This is a genomic window from Aurantiacibacter zhengii, assembly GCF_003584125.1.
In the GTDB taxonomy this organism is placed as follows: domain Bacteria; phylum Pseudomonadota; class Alphaproteobacteria; order Sphingomonadales; family Sphingomonadaceae; genus Alteraurantiacibacter; species Alteraurantiacibacter zhengii.
Map to the genome: position 1 here is coordinate 57,102 of NZ_QXFL01000006.1, position 18,976 is coordinate 76,077.

The 18,976-nt window shown below is 60.5% G+C and carries 14 protein-coding genes; 3 read left to right on the forward strand and 11 right to left on the reverse strand.

Annotated elements, in window-relative coordinates:
• Positions 1-37: 37 nt before the first annotated feature.
• The 10 genes from D2V07_RS13340 to D2V07_RS13385 form a co-directional block, all read right to left on the reverse strand.
• Positions 38-2,368: a heavy metal translocating P-type ATPase gene (locus D2V07_RS13340; protein WP_010412733.1), complete on the reverse strand. Its 2,331-nt coding sequence runs from the start codon at positions 2,366-2,368 to the stop codon at positions 38-40.
• Positions 2,369-2,380: 12 nt separating this feature from the next.
• Complete coding sequence (locus D2V07_RS13345; protein ID WP_225982094.1) at positions 2,381-3,709, reverse strand: multicopper oxidase family protein; 1,329 nt, start codon at positions 3,707-3,709, stop codon at positions 2,381-2,383.
• Positions 3,710-3,981: 272 nt separating this feature from the next.
• Positions 3,982-4,365 (reverse strand): copper-binding protein, encoded by a 384-nt coding sequence (locus D2V07_RS13350; RefSeq protein ID WP_225982093.1) that lies wholly within the window; start codon positions 4,363-4,365, stop codon positions 3,982-3,984.
• Positions 4,344-7,511, reverse strand: a complete 3,168-nt coding sequence (locus tag D2V07_RS13355; RefSeq protein ID WP_010412724.1) for an efflux RND transporter permease subunit — start codon at positions 7,509-7,511, stop codon at positions 4,344-4,346. The genes D2V07_RS13350 and D2V07_RS13355 overlap by 22 nt, the downstream gene beginning before the upstream one ends.
• Positions 7,508-9,016, reverse strand: a complete 1,509-nt coding sequence (locus tag D2V07_RS13360) for an efflux RND transporter periplasmic adaptor subunit (protein ID WP_011413841.1) — start codon at positions 9,014-9,016, stop codon at positions 7,508-7,510. The genes D2V07_RS13355 and D2V07_RS13360 overlap by 4 nt, the downstream gene beginning before the upstream one ends.
• A complete protein-coding gene (locus D2V07_RS13365) occupies positions 9,013-10,248 on the reverse strand; it encodes a TolC family protein (RefSeq protein ID WP_010412718.1) in 1,236 nt (411 codons plus the stop codon). Before D2V07_RS13365 ends, D2V07_RS13360 begins: the two co-directional genes overlap by 4 nt.
• A 123-nt stretch (positions 10,249-10,371) precedes the next feature.
• A complete protein-coding gene (locus tag D2V07_RS13370) occupies positions 10,372-10,782 on the reverse strand; it encodes a hypothetical protein (RefSeq protein ID WP_010412715.1) in 411 nt (136 codons plus the stop codon).
• A 95-nt stretch (positions 10,783-10,877) separates the two neighbouring features.
• Positions 10,878-11,321 carry a CBS domain-containing protein gene (locus D2V07_RS13375; protein ID WP_010412712.1) on the reverse strand — a complete coding sequence of 148 codons (444 nt, stop codon included), beginning with the start codon at positions 11,319-11,321 and terminating at the stop codon, positions 10,878-10,880.
• 430 nt (positions 11,322-11,751) lie between these two features.
• The gene (locus D2V07_RS13380; protein ID WP_119587492.1) at positions 11,752-13,158 is read right to left on the reverse strand and encodes an aldehyde dehydrogenase family protein; all 1,407 of its coding nucleotides are present in this window, start codon (positions 13,156-13,158) and stop codon (positions 11,752-11,754) included.
• Positions 13,155-14,795 (reverse strand): acetolactate synthase large subunit, encoded by a 1,641-nt coding sequence (locus D2V07_RS13385; RefSeq protein WP_011413840.1) that lies wholly within the window; start codon positions 14,793-14,795, stop codon positions 13,155-13,157. Before D2V07_RS13385 ends, D2V07_RS13380 begins: the two co-directional genes overlap by 4 nt.
• A gap of 425 nt (positions 14,796-15,220) precedes the next feature.
• Here D2V07_RS13385 and lspA point away from each other — a divergent pair, with 425 nt between their 5' ends.
• The gene (gene lspA / locus D2V07_RS13390) at positions 15,221-15,787 is read left to right on the forward strand and encodes a signal peptidase II (protein WP_225899969.1); all 567 of its coding nucleotides are present in this window, start codon (positions 15,221-15,223) and stop codon (positions 15,785-15,787) included.
• A 26-nt stretch (positions 15,788-15,813) separates the two neighbouring features.
• Here the strand turns inward: lspA and D2V07_RS13395 are convergent, their stop codons facing one another.
• Positions 15,814-16,209, reverse strand: a complete 396-nt coding sequence (locus D2V07_RS13395; protein WP_010412699.1) for a MerR family transcriptional regulator — start codon at positions 16,207-16,209, stop codon at positions 15,814-15,816.
• Positions 16,210-16,347: 138 nt separating this feature from the next.
• Between D2V07_RS13395 and D2V07_RS13400 the strand changes: the two genes are divergently transcribed.
• Complete coding sequence (locus D2V07_RS13400; RefSeq protein WP_011413839.1) at positions 16,348-16,989, forward strand: cation transporter; 642 nt, start codon at positions 16,348-16,350, stop codon at positions 16,987-16,989.
• Positions 16,986-18,917, forward strand: a complete 1,932-nt coding sequence (locus tag D2V07_RS13405; RefSeq protein WP_094063313.1) for a cytochrome c/FTR1 family iron permease — start codon at positions 16,986-16,988, stop codon at positions 18,915-18,917. Before D2V07_RS13400 ends, D2V07_RS13405 begins: the two co-directional genes overlap by 4 nt.
• The last annotated feature ends 59 nt before the right edge of the window (positions 18,918-18,976 follow it).

Consider the following 18,976-nt stretch of genomic DNA (forward strand, 5'->3'; position numbering starts at 1 on the left):
TTTCGAACCGAATTGTCCGAAGGATCAACACTGCTGTTCACCGGGCGAAGCTCAAGCCGCGCAGACGCAGGGCGTTGCCGATCACAGACACCGAAGACAAGCTCATCGCCGCTGCCGCGATCATCGGGCTGAGTAGCACTCCGAAGAATGGAAACAGTACGCCTGCTGCGACCGGAATGCCGAGCGTATTGTAAGCGAAGGCGAAAAACAGGTTCTGCCGGATGTTGCGCATCGTTCCGCGCGACAGCACGGTGGCCTGCACCACTCCTGTCAAATCACCACGAACCAGTGTGACCCCGGCGCTTTCGATCGCCACATCGGTACCAGTGCCCATGGCAATACCAACATCGGCGGCAGCCAGCGCAGGAGCATCGTTGATCCCGTCCCCGGCCATGCCGACCCGGCGACCTTGCGCTTTCAGCTCTTCGATCTTGCGGTGCTTGTCTTCGGGCGAGACATTGGCGTGTACCTCGTCGATACCCATTTCGCGCGCGACCGCTTCGGCAGTGCCGCGGCTGTCGCCCGTGAGCATAACGACCCGGATATCGCGCTTGTGCAGAGCCGCAATGGCCGCTGCACTGGTAGGCTTGATCGGATCGGCCACCGCGATGAGCCCTGCCGGACGGCCATCGAACGCAACGAACATCACCGTCTGACCCTGCTTGCGGCCATTTTCGGCCGAGCCGAGCCAGGCCTCGTCATCGATCCCGACGCGCCGCATCATCTTTTCGTTGCCGATCGCAACCCGGCCCCCCTGGACATTGGCTTCAACACCTTCCCCGGTCGTCGAAGCGAGATCCGTGGCATTGGCGGGCGAGACGCCGCGCGCTTTTGCGCCTTCGACGATGGCATGGGCCAGCGGATGCTCGCTGCCCATTTCGACACCTGCAACCGCTGCCAGGAATTCAGTTTCGTCGATGCCGTCTGCAGGCTTCACCGCCACCAGATCGGGCTTGCCTATCGTCAACGTGCCGGTCTTGTCGACCACCAGCGTATCGATCTTCTCGAGTGTCTCCAGCGCTTCGGCATTGCGGATCAGGATGCCGTGCTGGGCACCCTTGCCTGTGCCTGTCATGATCGACATCGGCGTAGCGAGGCCAAGCGCGCAGGGACAAGCGATGATCAGGACCGCAATGGCATTGACCAATGCGTAGGCAAGCGCAGGGGCGGGACCCCAGATTGCCCAGACCACGAAGGTGGCGATGGCGATCACAACCACCGCAGGCACAAACCAGCCAGCCACCTGATCGGCGAGCCGCTGGATCGGTGCGCGGCTGCGCTGCGCGTCGGCCACCATCTGGACGATCTTGGACAGCATCGTGTCCTTGCCCACGCCGGTTGCGCGCATGACGAACCCTCCAGTCTGGTTGACCGTGCCGCCGATGACAATGTCGCCAGCCTGTTTGGCGACCGGAAGCGGTTCGCCGCTGATCATGGATTCATCGATCGCGCTCGATCCCTCCTCGATTTCGCCATCGACGGGAACCTTGTCGCCGGGTCGAACGCGCAGACGATCGCCTGTGGTTAGCTGATCGAGCGGCACCTCGCGCTCGTCGCCTGAGCCAAAGATCTTGACCGCGCTGGGCGGTGCCAGCTCGAGCAGTGCGCGCAAGGCGCTCGAGGTCGAACCCCTGGCCTTGAGCTCGAGGACCTGTCCGAGCAGAACGAGCGTCGTGATGACCGCTGCCGCCTCGAAATAGACCCCGACCCGTCCCGAATGGTCGCGGAACGCTGCAGGGAACAGATCGGGCGCGACCGTCGCCACGACGCTAAAAAGATAGGCGATGGCCACGCCGAACCCGATCAGGGTGAACATGTTGAGATTGCGCGTCTTGAGCGACTGGATGGCCCGAACGAAGAACGGCCAGGCGCCCCATAGAACCACCGGGGTTGCGAGCGCAAATTGCGCCCACTGCGCCCAGGCCGGTTCTATCAGACGGTCGAAACTGAGCCCCGGTGCCATGTCGCTCATCGCATAGACGAACAGAGGCAGCGTGAGCAGCGCGCTCCACCAGAACCTACGCAGCATGTCGACCAGTTCGGGGTCGGGGCCATCGCCCAGCGAAACGGTTTCCGGTTCGAGCGCCATGCCGCAAATCGGGCATGAACCCGGCCCGGGCTGGCGGATTTCAGGGTGCATCGGACAGGTGTAGATCGTGCCTTCGGGCACATCCTCGACCGCGTCGAGATGCGCGCCCGAGAGATAGAGCTCGGGATCGGTGACGAACTTGTCGTGACAGCGCGGCGAACAGAAATAGTGTGTCGCGCCCTCATGCGTCGCGATATGCTGAGCCCCGTCGATTGCAACGCTCATGCCGCATACCGGGTCGATCGCGGTACCCTCGATCACACTCTGGTCCTTGCTCATCGCCTGTCCTTCCTAGCTCTTCACGACTACGAACTGCCCCATCATGCCTGCATCCTCGTGTTCGAGAATGTGGCAGTGATACATGTAGGGCAGGTCTGGGTCGGTGTGTTCTTCAAAACGCAGGAGAAGGCGTACCTGCTCGCGCGGGTTGACGATCACGGTATCCTTCAAACTGGTTTCCAATGGTGGGGGCGCTCGGCCATCGCGGTCGATCACACGAAACTGGACGTTATGGATATGAAACGGGTGGGCCATCATCGAAGCGTTGGCGATCTCCCAGATTTCCCATTGGCCGACTGGCACACGTTCGTTGATCACATTCATGTCCATCGCAGCACCGTTAATGGACATTCCGCCGCCCATCATGCCCATGTCGAGAACGAAACGCCGGGTTCGGACGGCTGACGACGGGTCGGTTGGAGCAAGCGATGCCAGTTGTGTCGGCACCCTGATGCGCTGGGCCGAACTTGCCGGCCTGATATCGAGGATTTGAAACACGTCTGCGGAAGCATCGCCGCTATCGCCGCGCCCCATCATCCCGCCGCCCATCATTCCGCGTCCGCCCATCATGCCCATGGCGTTTTCGGGACTGCTGGCAAGAAGGCGAAGCGGGCGTCCTTCCGAGAGATCGATAATTACCTGCGCGCGCTCCCCCGGGGCGAGCCTGACCGAGCGGACGATGTGCGAACGATCGAGCAAGCCGCCATCGCTCGCGATCAGTTGCATCGAACGATCACCTTCGAGCGAAAAATCGTAAAGGCGGGCGTTCGATCCATTGAGGATGCGCAGCCGCAATTGGCCTGTCTGTGCGTCGAACACAGCGTTTTCAGTGCCGTTGACGAATATCCGGCTCCCGCGCACGCCCATCATCCGCGCGTGCATACTCAGCGGGTACACCAAGCGGCCGGATCCATCGATCACGCGGTCCTGCACGATCAGCGGAATGTCGTCGACGCCATAGTCGCTCGGCAAGTCGAGGCGCTCTTCCTCGTCGTCGCGAACATAGATCGGTGCGGCGAGCCCGGCATAGACCTGCGGCCCGGCTCCGCGCTCCAAGTGTGAATGATACCAGTAGAGCGAAGCCCGCTGGCGAACTTGGAAAGAAGGCCTCCAGCGTTCGCCGGGACGGATCAACTGATGCGGTCCGCCATCGGCTGCGGCAGGAAGTTCGAAACCATGCCAATGGACCGTAGCGCCTTCGGCCAGCTTGTTGTCGATATGGAACTGCACCCACTCGCCCCGGCGCATTTCCAGCGTCGGTCCCAGATAGGGTGCGTCGATGCCGATGGTGGGCGAAGCAACACCGGTGACGAATTCCTTCTGGCCTGGGGTCAAAGACAAGCGGAAAACCCGTGCGCCCTGCTCAATCTCGCCACGCTGCAAGGGCGGTATAGCGAGCAAATTGGATCCGTCAGTGCTGTCCAGCATCGATGCGTCTTGCGCTTTGCATCCCGCAAGCGGGAACGCGGCAAAGCCTGCAGCAGCAAAACCAGCGCTTTTGATCAGTGTGCGGCGGTCCACGGGGAATGCCTGGGTTATGCGGGGTGTCCGGATCATGCTCCTCCTGTTTCGCGATGGGCGGCACCAGATTTGCCTGGCACCGCCCAACCGATTTACTCCTTCGTGATCGACGTGATCACACTGCCTTCAGAACCAGTACGAAATTCAAAGGCAATGCCCTCACCGACGCTTACTTCGCTGCGCAGTTGCTCATCGGCTTCGAACGCCATGGTCATTGCCGGCCATTCGATTGCGGGAACCGGGCCGTGGTCGACGGTGATCGTACCCGCTTCGGCGTCGATGGCGGTGACGGTGCCTTGCGCACTCGCGGACTGCATTGCGTTGCCGGTATCCGCCATCGGCATATCCTGGCCGTCCATCATCATTGCATCTTCAGCCATCGGCATGTCCTCCATCTCGGCAGTGTCCTGGCCAGAATCGCAGGCTGCCAGCGCCAGCGGCGCGGCCAATAGGGTTATGAGGGTTGTGTGACGCATTCTTCTTCTCCTTGGGGTTGGGTTGGCCGTTCCGGCCGGGGACGACGCAGCAACAGATAGGCTGCGGGAAGCACGAACATGGACAGGAGCGGCGCGGTGATCATCCCGCCGATCATCGGCGCGGCGATGCGGCTCATCACTTCGGAGCCAGCCCCAGTGCCGATCAGGATCGGAAACAGGCCGGCGAGGATGACCGCGACGGTCATTGCCTTGGGCCGGACGCGCAACAATGCCCCTTCACGGATGGCGGCGGAGACTTCCTCCGCATCCGGGTCCTCACCGCGCCGCTCCAGCGCAGCTTTCAGATAGATCAGCATGATGACGCCAAATTCGGCTGACACCCCGGCCAGCGCGATGAAGCCGACGGCGGTCGCGACCGACTGGTTGTATCCCATCAGGTAAAGCAGCCAGAAGCCGCCTGTCAGCGCGAACGGCAAGGTGCCCATGATGAGCAGCGCCTCGTCGAACCGGCGGAAGATCAGGTAAAGCAGCAGGAATATGATCGCGAGCGTAGCCGGAACGACGATCTGCAGACGTTCGTAGGCCCGCGTGAGATATTCAAACTGCCCGGCATAGGACAGGCTGACGCCCGGAGGCAGATCGACCTCGGCCGCGATAACCTCCTGCAGATCGCCAACCACAGAAGACAGATCGCGCCCGCGCACATCGATATAGACATAGCTTGTGGGACGGCCCTGTTCGCTCTTGAGCATGGGCGGGCCGCTGGTCACACGCACCTGCGCAACGGTACCAAGCGTGATCTGCTGACCAGACGGGGTCAGCACCGGCAGATTGCGCAGCTCGTCGACACTGTCGCGGATCTCGCGCGGATAGCGAACATTGATCGGGTATCTTGCGAGGCCTTCGACTGTACGGGCCACATTGGCACCGCCAATTGCGCCGGAGACGATCTGCTGCACGTCGGCGATGTTGAGACCGTAGCGGGCCGCTTCCAGCCGGTCGATATCGACATCGACATAGCGGCCTCCCGACAGCCTTTCAGCCAGCGCAGAACTGACGCCGGGAATGTTCTTTGCCGCCTGTTCGATCTGGAGCGCGACGCGTTCCAGCTCGCCGAGATCTTCGCCCGAAACCTTGACCCCGATCGGGCTCTTGATCCCGGTTGCGAGCATGTCGATCCGGTTGCGGATCGGCGGCACCCAGACATTGGCAAGGCCAGGCACCTGCACGGCGCGGTCCAGTTCCTCGACCAGCATATCCGGTGTCATGCCCTCGCGCCACTCATCGCGTGGTTTGAAGCGGATGGTCGTCTCGAACATTGTGAGAGGGGCGGGATCGGTGGCGGTATCGGCGCGCCCGGCCTTGCCGAACACGGTTTCGACTTCCGGTACGGTCATGATCAGCCGGTCGGTGCGCTGTAGCAGCGCTGACGCCTCTCCGGGAGACAATCCAGGCAGGGCGCTGGGCATGTAGAGCAGGTCGCCTTCGTCGAGCGGCGGCAGGAATTCGCCGCCAAGCCGCGAGAAGGGAACGAGCGTGGTCAGGAAGACCAGCCCAGCGATGACCAAAGCGGTCTTCGGGCGGCGCATCACCCAGTCTAGCCCGGGCCGATAGGCCCGGGTCAGCACGCGATTGACCGGGTTGCTGTCCTCTGCCGGAATCTTTCCGCGCACCAGCCATCCCATCAGCACCGGAACCAGAGTGATCGACAGGATCGCAGCAGCCGCCATGGCATAGGTCTTGGTAAAGGCCAGCGGTGCGAACAGCCGTCCCTCCTGCGCCTGCAAGGTGAACACCGGCAGAAACGACAAGGTGATGATCAGCAGGCTGAAAAACAGCGCCGGGCCGACTTCCTTCGAGGCATCCGCGACGATCCGCCAGCGCTCCTGGACGGACAGAACCGTGTCAGGGTTCTCCTCGGCCCAGCGCTCCAGATGCTTGTGGGCGTTCTCGATCATCACCACCGCAGCATCGACCATCGCGCCGACCGCGATGGCGATCCCGCCAAGAGACATGATGTTCGCGTTTACGCCCTGAAAGCGCATCACGATGAAGGCCGCGAGCACGCCGAGCGGAAGGGTGACGACCGCGACGAGTGCCGAGCGCGCGTGCCACAGGAACAGCAGGCACACCAGGGCAACGACAATGAATTCCTCGATGAGCTTGGAGGTCAGGTTTTCGACCGAAGCATCGATCAATTGCGAACGGTCGTAGGTGGTGACGATCTCGACCCCTTCGGGCAGGCTTGCCTGCAATTGTTCGAGCTTCGCTTCGACCGCCGCAATTGCGCTGCGCGCATCGGCGCCCTGGCGCAGAATGACGATACCGCCGGCAACCTCGCCTTCGCCGTTGAGTTCCGCAATGCCGCGCCGCAGCTCCGGGCCGATCTGGATATTGGCCACATCGTCCAGCGTTACCGGAGTGCCGCCCGCTTCGGCGCGCAAGGGTATGCTGCGAAAATCCGCCAGCGTGCCGAGATAGCCCGAGGCACGGACCATATATTCGGCCTCGCCCATTTCGACGATAGAGCCCCCGGTTTCCTGATTGCCTGCCTGCACCGCGCGGACCACTTGCGCGTGCGTCACGCCCAGCGAAGCCATGCGATAGGGGTCGAGCACGATCTGGTACTGCTTGACCATGCCGCCCACGCTGGCGACTTCGGCGATGCCGGGAATGGTTTTCAGCTCGTAGCGCAGGAACCAGTCCTGCAGGCTCCTGAGCCCGGCCAAGTCGTGACCGCCGCTGCGGTCGACCAGCGCATATTCGTAGATCCAGCCCACCCCGGTTGCATCAGGGCCGAGTGTGCTCTGAACCCCGTCGGGCAAGCGGTTCTGGACCTGGTTCAGATACTCCAGAACGCGAGAGCGCGCCCAGTAGAGGTCGGTCCCGTCCTCGAAGATCACATAGACGTAGCTGTCTCCGAAAAAGGAATAGCCGCGCACGGTCTTGGCACCGGGGACCGACAGCATGGTCGTGGCCATCGGATAGGTCACCTGGTCCTCGACGATACGGGGCGCCTGACCTGGATAGTTCGAGCGGATCACCACCTGTACATCGGAAAGGTCCGGCAGGGCATCGACGGGCGTCGTCCGTACCGCCCAGAAACCGGCCAGCGCCAACCCGATCGCTGCCAGCACCACGAAAAAGCGGTTGGCGATCGAGCTATCGATGATGCGCGCGATCATTGGCCGATTTTCCGGATCGAGACGATGCGCGGCCCCGTACTGGCTTGCACAAATGTGAAGGAGACCCGGTCGCCGCGCGCAAAACCGCGCAGCTGTTCCGGTCCTTCGCTGGCAAAGGGCATGGTCATTGCCGGCCATTCGAGCGCAGGCACCGGACCGTGGCGCAAGGTCACGCTGTTGGCGTTTATGCGCTCGATCGTCCCGGTCGCGCGATAAGTCTGCGGTTCATCTGCATCGTCCGACCCTCGGTCTTCGCTCGCACCGGATGGTGCCTGATCGACGGGACGCACGTCGATGCCCGCAAGGCTGGCTTCGGAATCGAGCAGGAACTGGCCCGAGGTGACCACTCTCTCTCCTGCAGCCAGCCCGGCAAGGACTTCGGTCCGTCCGTTCGCTTCGCGGCCGATACGGATTTCGGCGGGCCGATAGCCGCCACCTCCCTGCGCGATCATCGCCAGGGTCCGCTCGCCGGTGCGAATGACAGCTTCCGAAGGGACCAGCAGCGCTTCGCGCCGTTCAGGCGCGAGCATCACTTGGGCAAACATTCCCGGCTTGAGCCGCAGGCCCGGATTGGGCATCGCTGCCCGCACGGTTATCGTGCGGCTCGCATCTTGCGCGCTCGGCAGAATGGCGATGATGCGTCCGGCAAACCGTTCGCCGGGAAAGGCAGTGAGCGTGGCGCTCACCGGCTGCCCGACACGCGCGTTGCCAGCCAGTGCCTCGGGTACCGCCGCCTCGAGCCAGATCGGACTGTACCCGCTGATCTCGGCCAGCGATTGGCCCGCCGCCACGGTCATGCCCGGCCTTACTGCGAGCGACGTGATCGCGCCCGATTGCGGTGCTGTGACGGTGATGATCGTTTGCGGTCTTCCGCTTCGGGTGACCGAGGCGATCATCGAGTCCGGCATGCCAAGCAGCCGCAGGCGCTCGCGGGCGGCCCGGGTCAACGCTTCGTCGCCGGTTGCGGCAACAGCAAGATACTCGTTTTGTGCGCCGCCCCATTCGGGCACAAGAATGTCGACGATCGGAGCGCCTCTGGCAATCAGGTCCTGCGGTGCATGGCCGTAGGTCCGCTGAACATAGCCGCCGGCGCGCGGCTGAACGATCGCCATCTCGCTGCCGTTATATGCGAGCGTGCCGGTGACGCTGATTTCAGGCTCCAGCACGCCATATTCCGCTTCAGCAGTCCGGATCCCGAAATTCTGGACGAGCGTCGAATCGATACTCACACCCCCGGCGCCCTGCGCGTCGCCGCCCGCGCATTTGGGGACCAGCTGCATGTCCATGAAAGGAGATTTGCCCGGCTCGTCGAAGCGCTGGTCAGGGACCATCGGATCGTACCAATAGAGCACGTCCTCGCAGCCCGTATCTGTCGCTGCATCGCCGCCGCTCTCGCTGCCGAGCATTGAGAGACCGTAGCCCGCCAACAGACTGACCAGAGCAATACCAAGTCCAGCCGCATACATGCGCTGGCGCGGTGTGAATCGTTCGAGCGCGGAGTTCATGGCCTGCTCTCCCCGTAGGTCAGTCGCAGCCTCACCGCCGCCTCGACAGCTGCCTGTTCGCGCTCGAGTATCTCCAGTTCGAGCAGCGCGAGCGCGGATTTCGCCGCAATCACATCGACGAGATCGGCACGCCCGGCCGCGAAACTCGCTGTATCGAGGTCCGCGCGGTCGCGCGCCAGCGGAAGAAGCTCGTCACGCGCGCGTCCCCATTGCCGCACTGTGCTGCGCCAGGTTGCCAGATCAGCTTCGAAACCGGCAACCAACGCGCGCCTGCGATCCTCGCGCTCGGCCGATGCGGCAGCGGCTTCGGCTTCGGCAGCGGCAATGCGCGGATTCTGCCGCCGGTCGGTAAAGATCGGCAGTGTAATGGACCCCATGATCGACACCGCATCGCCGAAATCAGGATTGCGGCGACCATAGGTGACGCTCACCCCGAAATCGGGTCGTTTCTCGGCGCGTGCGAGCGCGACACCGGCTTCGGCCCGGCCTCGTTCGGCATCGGCCAGCAGGATTTCGGGATTGCTTTCGAGCTCGAACCGCAGCTGCTCCTCATCGAGGACAGCCGATGGCGCGGCTCCCAAAGCAACCGGATCTGCGAGCGGTATATATCGGGAAATCTGCGCTTGCGCAGTCTCGCGCTCGGCTTCGATAGCGGTAATCGCGTCTTCAATTCCGAGTAGCTCGCGCCGGATTGCCAGGCTCTCCGCCGGGCGGGCCGACCCCGAAGCAACTGCACTGTTGGCAACCGGAACGAATGCTCTCAGGTCGTCCAGCGCAGCCTGGGCAAGATCAAGCCGCGCTTGCGCATAATGGAGCCGGACCCAGGCCGTGCCCGCATCGGCGAGAAGAATACGCTCGGCCATGCCAAGGCGTGCCTCGGCGAGCCGCACTTCCGAACTGGCAACGCCGAACCTCGCCCGTCGACGGGCGAGATTTGGGATTTCCTGCTCGATACCGATTGCGATCTGCGTGGGGAGTTGCCGGTCTGGGTCGAACGCGGCAGGTCCGGTCACAGGAAGGTTCATGATACCTGCGCGTACGCGCGGATCGGGAAGCTCATCCGCCGCTTCCGCTGCCTCGCGCCGCGATTGTACACGCAGCGCGCCAGCTTCCAGAACGGGTTGTTCGCCTCGTGCTACCGCCAGTATTTCCTCGTATCCGACAGACTGTGCTTGGGCAGTCTGCGCGGCGAGCAGGGCCGAAAACGGCACCCAGCCAATGCGCCAATCCATAATTCTTACTCTTTCAAAGCGAGCTGACCGGGAAGGGCCACGGCGCACGCGGGCGAGCAACCGGGCGCTGGGCCTGTTTATCCGTCAAGCTCGCAAGCGGCGCGATGCACCGCCCGGGAAATGCTAGATGGTGAGCTGGGGTTGTGGAGGTGGCGATTCCGGCGGTAGCGGCTGGCTCTCGAGCCTGCTGGCACTCGCGGAAAGGTACTGAGGCGCAACAAAAAGCGATTCTGTTTGCGCAAGTCCCGCAGCGGTGAGCGCCAGCGGCGGGAGACAATTCATAGCAACAAGACAATCGAGTGTCATCTCGCGGCAAGGCCCGTGCTGATCGACCTTGTCCTTATCGGCGATCACCTGCCCGGGCATTGGGTGATTGGGCATGCCTTGCACCATTTCAGCGCAATCAGTCGTTCCGGCCACTTCAATCTGCGGAACAGCTGCCTGTGCTGCGACCTGCACAAACAGGCCGAAGCTGAAGCAGATCAAAGTAAGAGCACGAATATACGTCACCGGTTTGGGATAGTCCGAACGCATACGACGTGCAAGTCGGTTATCAGGCTGAAGACAAAGGCCAGATTTATGTTTTCGCTTCAGCAAACCCGAAGCCCAAACCTATTGCCCAAATTTGCCTAACAGCAACCTGACTTTGACGCTTCCTCGGTGGGTTCCGATACCTCACGCACCAGATCGCCGGTCTCTTTTTCGTTCGCATGCCGAGCAATGTCGGCTTGTGAAACGATGCCGCAACATTTGCCACTCTCGTCCACAACAGGAAGCCGCCGAACTTTGTTGTCCTCCATTTTGCTGCGACAATCATCGACACTCGTGTCGGGTGTCACAGTAATCGGAGAGCTTGTCATCACGTCTTCTACCGACGTGTCAGAAGACTTGCCGTCTGCAACGCAGCGACAAGCAATGTCACGATCGGTAATCACACCGACAAGTGTGCCGGAATCATCTACAACCGGAATTTCGCCGCAGTCGTTTTTCACCATGAGATTAGCGGCCTCCCGTACACTGGTCGAAGGATTGCAGCATGCAGGATTCGAGGTCATCACATTCTTGGCTTCCATGATATGTCTCCAATTTCTATTAAATACCTGAATATTTGCGTACCATTGCAACGGCGAGGCGCCGGATAATGTTCCTCTCGCATTTCCGGATGAAATCGATATGGACGAACGGGCACGGTCATGCCGAACGAAAGCTGTAGAATGGCATTCGCCACCTCATGGAAGGCGCTAGCATCTGAATAGGCCTTACCCAGAAGCCCAGGAATACAGAAGTATGGGTCCGCCGAGAGGCGTGAGGCACAGGCACCGGCCCGCTTCATTGCTCTTCACAGTCTCCGCTGCGATAGCCGCCCTAATGCAAATGTCTGCCCGCTTTATGAAGAATTCGCGGCCATCTCTCGTCTCAGTCTTCATGATGTTGAAGATCGGGTAGCAGCGATAAGTCACTGCTCTTTCAATAGACCGTGTGCGGGACAATCATCGAACGCTCCTATCGATCTGATCGAAAACCACCCTCTGGCCAATTCCAGACGGCCATTTTTTCAAAGCTCATATCCGCCATCGTGTAGGCGATCCCGCCGACACCAAGGCCGGAGCGGCTCAGGCCTGCAAAGGGCATCCAGTCCACGCGGAATGCCGTATGGTCGTTCACCATCACAGCCGATCCAGCCAGAGAGCCGATGCTATGATTGGCGATTGACAGCCGATCGGTGAATACAGCGGCCTGAAAGGCGTAAGGCAGGGCATTGGCCTGCTCGATAGCCAGGTCGATATCGTCATAGCCATACACGCAGATCACGGGGCCGAAGATTTCTTGCCGGGACACATTGGCACTTTCGGGAGGATCGAGAATGACGGTCGGAGAGAAAAGAGTGTCACTCAGACGGCTTCCCCCGCACACCAGGGTGCCGCCTGCTGCGATGGCATCATCGACCCAGCGTTCGACGCGGTCGACTTCCTCCGTCCGGATCAAGGGGCCGCATTGGGTTTCAGCAACGGCGGGATCGCCCACGACGAGCTTTTCGGCAGCTCGCCCTAGGTCATTGGCGAAGTCTTTCAATTCTGCAGCAGGGACGAATACGCGCTGTACGGAAACGCAGACCTGACCCGAATGATAGAACCCGCCTTTGAGCAACGAGGCGATCACTGCTGCGCGCTCCACGCCGCTGTCCACGATTACCGGCGCCGCACCGCCGTGCTCGAGAGCAATGCGGGTTCCCGGCGCCAGCTTCGAGCGAAGCATCCAGCCGATTTTCGCAGAACCGATGAATGAGAAGAACGCCGTGCGCGAATCGGTTACCATTCTTTCGGCGATGTCGTTGCCGCAAGGTGCGAACCGGCACCAGGCCTCAGGCAGGCCGGCTTCATGGAGAATGCTCACGAAGCTCTGGCATGACAGAGGTGTTTCCAGCGCAGGCTTGATAAGAACGGGGCACCCGGCTGCTACCGCCGGTCCAACCTGATGGACGATCAGGTTGAGGGGGTGATTGAATGCCGAGATCGCCACGACAGGACCGATCGGCTCGCGGAATGTATACGCCGTCCTACCCGCACCCGCTTCTGTCAGGTCCATGGGGATCTCGTGGCCCCCGCCATCGCTCAGCGCCTGAACGCACAAGTCGACGCTATTGATCGCGCGACCGGCTTCCACCCGCGCATCGACCAGGGGCTTGCCGCCCTCCCTGACGATCTGGAGAGCCAGTTCTTCGGCTCGTTCGCGCATGATATCCGCCGTTCGCCGGAGGATGGCGATACGCTCATGCACAGCAAGCCAGCAACTGCGTTCGCGGTGGAGCAACTGCGCTTCATTCAGCCATTCATCGATTTGAGCCCAGTCGACAAGCGCCACTTCTGCAATCGGCGAGCGGTCGAAGGGATTGTGAACGATCGTTTTCATAGCTCGCACACCTTCGCGCCGAGTTCGTCGATCAGCACTTTCTTGTTTTCGGAATAGTCGACGGGCAGGTCGACAAGGTGCACGCCGCCAGCCTCGAATGCGGCGTTCAGGACCGAAACCAGATCCGCGCTTCGCTCGACACGGTGGCCGGTCGCTCCATAGCTCTTGGCATAAGTGACAAAGTCGGGATTGGAAAAGGTCAGGCCGTAGTCCGGAAAGCCGAGCTGGCCCTGCTTCCACCGGATCATGCCGTATGCCGCGTCGTTCAGGATGAGCACGACGAGGTTCAGGCCAAGCCTGACGGCCGTTTCCAGTTCCTGCGAGTTCATCATGAACCCGCCATCGCCGCACACCGCGAGAACCCTGCGCCCGGGCGTGAGAATCGCCGCCATCATGGCGGATGGAAGGCCCGCGCCCATCGTCGCCAATGCATTGTCGAGCAGAATGGTGCCAGGCTCATGAGCGATGTAGTTTCTAGCGAACCAGATCTTGTAGATGCCGTTGTCGAGCGCGACGATATCATCGCGTGCCATTACGCTGCGAACGTCGGCAACGACGCGTTGGGGAACCATTGGAAAACGGTCGTCGTCGCTGGTTTCGGAAATGTGCGAAGCAATCTCGTGATGCAGGGCGGTGTAGTAGCTGCGATCACACTGCAAGTTGCCATCCAAACGGTTTCCCAGCCGCTCGACCGAACCGGCAATGTCACCGATGACTTCCAGCTGCGGGAAATAGACCTGATCGACTTCGGCCGCCTTGTAATTGATATGAATGACAGTCTGACCGTCCGGCTCCATGAAGAATGGCGGCTTCTCCACCACGTCGTGACCGATATTGACGATCAGATCGGCCTTCTCGATCGCGCAGTGAACATAATCGTCCGAAGATAGGGCCGCGGTGCCCAGATAGAGTTCGCTATCTTCGTCGACCACGCCCTTGCCCATCTGGGTGTCGAAAAAGGGAAAACCGGTATCGGACACGAATTTCCGCAGCGCCTTCGAAGCGCGGCGGCGGTTTGCTCCGGCTCCGATTAGCAGCAGTGGCCGCTCAGCCGCGATGATCCGCTCGGCCGCTTCGTCGAGCGCCGCATCTCCGGCGACCGCATAACGCCTTTGATGCGGCGGTATGACCGGTTCGATCGTTTCCTCTTCAGCAATATCTTCCGGAAGCTCGAGCAGCACAGCGCCCGGTCTTTCTTCCTGAGCAAGTCGGAAACCTTCGCGAACGAGCGAGGGGATGCGATTGCCGTTCACGATCTGGGTCGAAGCCTTGCATAGCGGAGTAAACAGCGAAACAACGTCGACAATTTGGAACTGCGCCTGTTTCGATGTCTTTATCGGTTTCTGCCCGGTGATGATGATGAGCGGAAAGGCCCCGAGCGCGGCATAGGCCGCCGGAGTTGTCAGGTTCGTCGCACCAGGCCCGAGAGTTGCGAGGCAAACCCCCGCCTTGCCGGTCAGACGGCCATAGGTCGCCGCCATAAAGCCCGCACCTTGCTCATGGCGCGTCAATACCAATTCGATTGAGGACGTGCGCAGGGATTCCAGCAGGTCGAGGTTTTCTTCGCCGGGAACGGCAAAGATGTATTCCACCTTTTCAGCCTCTAATGCAGCGATAAACAAGTCAGAGGCTTTCATTTTCGATATTCCCTTTTCAGAAGCATGAATGCCCTACGGCAATGCTTTCTCACTACAACCGCAAAGAGAGTCACAGACGCAAGGAGCCTCGCCTCATTCGCACCATGCCGTTCAGCGAATGTTCTGAAATGCGCGTAGCCGCAAAAAGTATCCTAAAAACATGACCTTTGGATTTGGCAAGAAGGTAGGGACTCCGTTTCTTGACATTCCCACCGCCGCAGTATGAGTCCGCGATCCACCTCGTGTGCCCCCACGCGAAACCGGTGCAATTTGCGACATCGGCGAAAATGTTTTGCTTGCCCATCAAGGCATGGCGGAGACAGATATTTTCCCGCGCTGGGATCACGTGCCGATGACATTCGGATGCCTGAATGGCTGGGCCAGTGATCGGCGGGACAGTTGACCTCTCTGCATTGACATGATCGATGAGTACCGGGCCCAGACCTGATTTCTATCGTCCAGAGAATCAGAGATATCTGCCGATCATCCAAGGAACCAATATGTACCGAAGTCTTGGTCTTTCGATCGCCGTCGCAGTCTTCGCGAGCGATCTCATTTCAAAATGGCTTATTGTGAATGTGGTCATGGACCCTGCCCGCGTGATAGATGTTTTTCCATTCTTCAATCTGGTGCTCGGATATAATCGCGGTGTTACATTCGGCCTCCTGAGTTCCGGCAATCCAATCGCGCCCTATTTGCTGTCCGGGTTCGCGCTTCTTGTCGTGGGCGTTCTGGCCAGATGGCTCTGGCGCAGTACCGTACGCCTCGAATCCGCCGCGATAGGTTCGATCATTGGCGGTGCATTGGGTAACGTTGCCGACCGACTGGCGGACGGAGCGGTCACCGATTTTCTCGACTTCTATGTCGGCGGCTATCACTGGCCGGCGTTCAATCTCGCGGATGTCGGAATAGTCCTTGGAGTGGCATTGTTTCTCGTTACCTGGTGGTCCGGAGAAACGCAGCGCGACGATGGCACCGCGCCGAAAGTGTAGATTCTGCGCTTTTGCCAAGGCAATCTTCAGGCGGATTTTCTAGCAAGCCCGCCGATGATGCCGCAGTCGGTGGCAGTGCCCCCATCGCAGGCCCGTGCCAGGCCGATCAGTTCCTGTCTCATCGCCTGCAGCTGTTCGATCTGCTCTTCCACCCGGCGCAAATGATTTCGTGCCAAAGTCGCAGCGTCCTTGCAATCCCGGTTTGGTGCGTCCGACACTTCGAGCAGCGAGCGAACTTCGGACACCGAAAAGCCCAAACCCCGAGCCCGCCGGATGAATGCGAGCCGTTCGACATCGGCGTCTGCGTAAATCCTTCGTCCCGACTGGGAGCGCGGAGCGGGCTTCAGAAGACCGATCTCTTCATAATAGCGAACGGTGTTGACTTTGGTCCCGGTCGCGCGGGCAATTTTTCCTATCTGCATTCTTTAATCCTCGATGATGGCCATCGCAGGGTGTGTGTCTCCGCGACGCAATCGCACATCGGCCGTCAGACTTTCTGCGAAAGGTGCGCAGAAAGTCCTTGATCCTCCAGTAACTGGAGATTGTAAAGCTCAAAAATCATGAGTTTAGATGATTCGGAAGACTGTGGTTGCACCGGCGACCCCGAGAGGGCGGTTGACGATCCGCAATACCGCCGCGCGCTTTGGATCGTGATTATCCTCAATGTCGGTTTCGGCATGATCGAGCTGGCCGCCGGGTTTTTAGCCGCGAGCCAGGCGCTCAAAGCCGACGCGCTGGATTTCCTTGGCGATGGCTCGATCACCTTCATCGGACTGCTTGCGCTCGGATGGACGGCATCGACGCGTGCTCGGGTGGCGCTCGCGCAAGGTTTGTTTCTGGCGGCGCTTGGTGTGAGTGTGATCGGCGCGGCGATCTGGCGCATGTTCGATATGGTGCAGCCGGAAGCCGGCATCATGGGCTGGGTGGGTTTTGTCGCCCTGCTTATCAACCTTGCCGCCGTTTTTGTGCTCGCTCGCTTTCGCAAAGGAGGCGATGCTCAAGCGCGCGCGATATGGCTATTTTCACGCAACGATGCCCTGGCCAATGTCGCGGTCATCGTCGCAGCCGGTTTGGTTTATTGGTTGGGAAGCGCATGGCCTGATATCATCGTGGCCGCTGCGATTGCGTTTTTGTTCCTCCATTCGGCTCTCGAAATTATCCGCCATGCGCGCAGCGATATGAAAACGCAGCAGATTGCATGATGAAATATTTGGCGCGCCTGTCCGGCATTTGCCTGGCCCTTCTGTTGTCGTTCGGCAGCGCGCAAGCGTTGGCGGCAGAACCCAACACGATCTGGCGCCTGCTCGATTACATGGCGGTAGATTATGCAGCTGCCGTCGAGGACGGCGAAGTCGTCAACGAAGTCGAATATGAGGAAATGGTCGAATTCGCCGGTACGGTACGATCGGGTATTGCGGAATTGCCTGAACGCCCCGGTCGCGTTCGGCTAGAGGCAAACGCGAAGCAACTTGAAGCCGATATCCTCTCGATGGCCCCCGTTGATCAAGTTGCCACGGCAGCCAGAAAGCTCGCTGCGGATCTCCTAGCCATCTATCCGATCACGCTCTCGCCTTCGAGGGCGCCCGATCTTGAGCGCGGAAGACTGCTGTACCAGGAGACTTGTGCCAGTTGCCACGGGGTGTCAGGAAACGGTCGCGGGCCGGCGTCTGCGGGCCTTGATCCACCGCCGATCGCATTTACCGACGTCGATCGCGCGCGTCAGCGCAGCATTATGGGTCTCTATCAGGTTATCGACCAAGGGATCGATGGCACCGCCATGCCCGGTTTCTCGCAGCTCTCCTCCGACGATCGTTGGGCCCTGGCCTTCTATTCGGGATCCGTCGCCTTTGAGGCGGTCGACGAAGGGGCGCGTCTATGGAAGTCAGATTCCGAACTACGCAAACGCTTTCCCGATCTTGCCGCTCTCACGAAGATCACGCCGGACGAACTGGCAGGAGAGATCGGGCAAGTGCGCGCGGACGCGCTCATGGCCTATCTTCGGGCCAACCCGTCGGCGATCGCCGATGCAGCGGGGCCTCTTGGCATCACACGTACCCGGCTCGCAGAAGCTGAACGCGCCCACGCGAACGGGAATATTTCCCGGGCCAAGGAGCTCGCACTGTCGGCATATTTGGACGGGTTCGAACCCGTCGAACCGATATTGGCGACACGCAATCCGGATCTTCTGGTGCGTATCGAGAGCGGGATGATGGACTTGCGTGCAGCCATCGACGCAGATCTGCCGACCTCTGCGATAAGCGAACGGATCCGGGCCATCGAGGGTTTGCTCGTACAGGCTGAAAATGTCCTTGCGCCGGAATCTGCGACGGGCTGGTCAACCTTCGTGGCATCTTTCGCGATCCTCCTCCGCGAGGGTCTGGAGGCATTGCTGATCGTGATCGCCATGATCGCTTTCGTGAGGAAGGCGGGACAGGATCGGGCATTGCGATTTGTTCATGGCGGGTGGACCGGTGCGCTGGTGGCAGGCGCGCTTACTTGGCTTGCGGCGACCTATCTTCTCGACATCAGCGGTGCCGGCCGGGAATCGATCGAGGCATTCGGTTCGCTGATTGCAGCGCTGGTCCTTCTGTCGGTTGGCGTCTGGATGCACGGAAAATCACAGGCAGACAATTGGCAGCGCTATATCCGCGACAAGCTTGGCAAGGCGCTTTCGCGCGGATCGCTCTGGTTCCTGTTCGGGATCGTATTCCTTGTCGTCTATAGAGAGGTCTTCGAAACCATCCTCTTTTACGCTGCGCTGTCCGCTCAGGGAAGTACGGGCTATCTGCTGGCGGGCGCTGCCACGGCCGGTTTGCTCCTTGTCGTCATCGCCTGGCTGCTGCTGCGCTACAGCCGGACGCTGCCGATCGGAAAGTTCTTTGCCTACAGTTCGGTGCTCATCGCCCTGCTTGCGATTGTCCTGATTGGCAAAGGGATCGCGGGCTTGCAGGAAGCGGGTGTGATCGGAATTGCGCCGATAGCCGGCGGTCCGCGACTAAGTATGCTTGGAGTTTATCCGACGTTCCAAGTGATTGGCGCTCAACTTGCAATGGCATCCGTACTTTTACTTGGTTTCTGGATTAATCACACCCGAGCATCAAACAATGACCGGTCACGCGATGCAGTGTGATATTATATCTTTCTATTACGGCGTTTGTGTCGACCCAGGTCGGTACATGAATAGCGCAT

Coding starts and splice junctions, on each gene's coding strand:
- D2V07_RS13340 (WP_010412733.1), bottom strand. CDS start 2,368: ATGAGCAAGGACCAGAGTGTGATCGAGGGTACCGCGATCGACCCGGTA.
- D2V07_RS13350 (WP_225982093.1), bottom strand. CDS start 4,365: ATGCGTCACACAACCCTCATAACCCTATTGGCCGCGCCGCTGGCGCTG.
- D2V07_RS13355 (WP_010412724.1), bottom strand. CDS start 7,511: ATGATCGCGCGCATCATCGATAGCTCGATCGCCAACCGCTTTTTCGTG.
- D2V07_RS13360 (WP_011413841.1), bottom strand. CDS start 9,016: ATGAACTCCGCGCTCGAACGATTCACACCGCGCCAGCGCATGTATGCG.
- D2V07_RS13365 (WP_010412718.1), bottom strand. CDS start 10,248: ATGGATTGGCGCATTGGCTGGGTGCCGTTTTCGGCCCTGCTCGCCGCG.
- D2V07_RS13370 (WP_010412715.1), bottom strand. CDS start 10,782: ATGCGTTCGGACTATCCCAAACCGGTGACGTATATTCGTGCTCTTACT.
- D2V07_RS13375 (WP_010412712.1), bottom strand. CDS start 11,321: ATGGAAGCCAAGAATGTGATGACCTCGAATCCTGCATGCTGCAATCCT.
- D2V07_RS13380 (WP_119587492.1), bottom strand. CDS start 13,158: ATGAAAACGATCGTTCACAATCCCTTCGACCGCTCGCCGATTGCAGAA.
- D2V07_RS13385 (WP_011413840.1), bottom strand. CDS start 14,795: ATGAAAGCCTCTGACTTGTTTATCGCTGCATTAGAGGCTGAAAAGGTG.
- lspA (WP_225899969.1), top strand. CDS start 15,221: ATGAGTACCGGGCCCAGACCTGATTTCTATCGTCCAGAGAATCAGAGA.
- D2V07_RS13395 (WP_010412699.1), bottom strand. CDS start 16,209: ATGCAGATAGGAAAAATTGCCCGCGCGACCGGGACCAAAGTCAACACC.
- D2V07_RS13400 (WP_011413839.1), top strand. CDS start 16,348: ATGAGTTTAGATGATTCGGAAGACTGTGGTTGCACCGGCGACCCCGAG.
- D2V07_RS13405 (WP_094063313.1), top strand. CDS start 16,986: ATGATGAAATATTTGGCGCGCCTGTCCGGCATTTGCCTGGCCCTTCTG.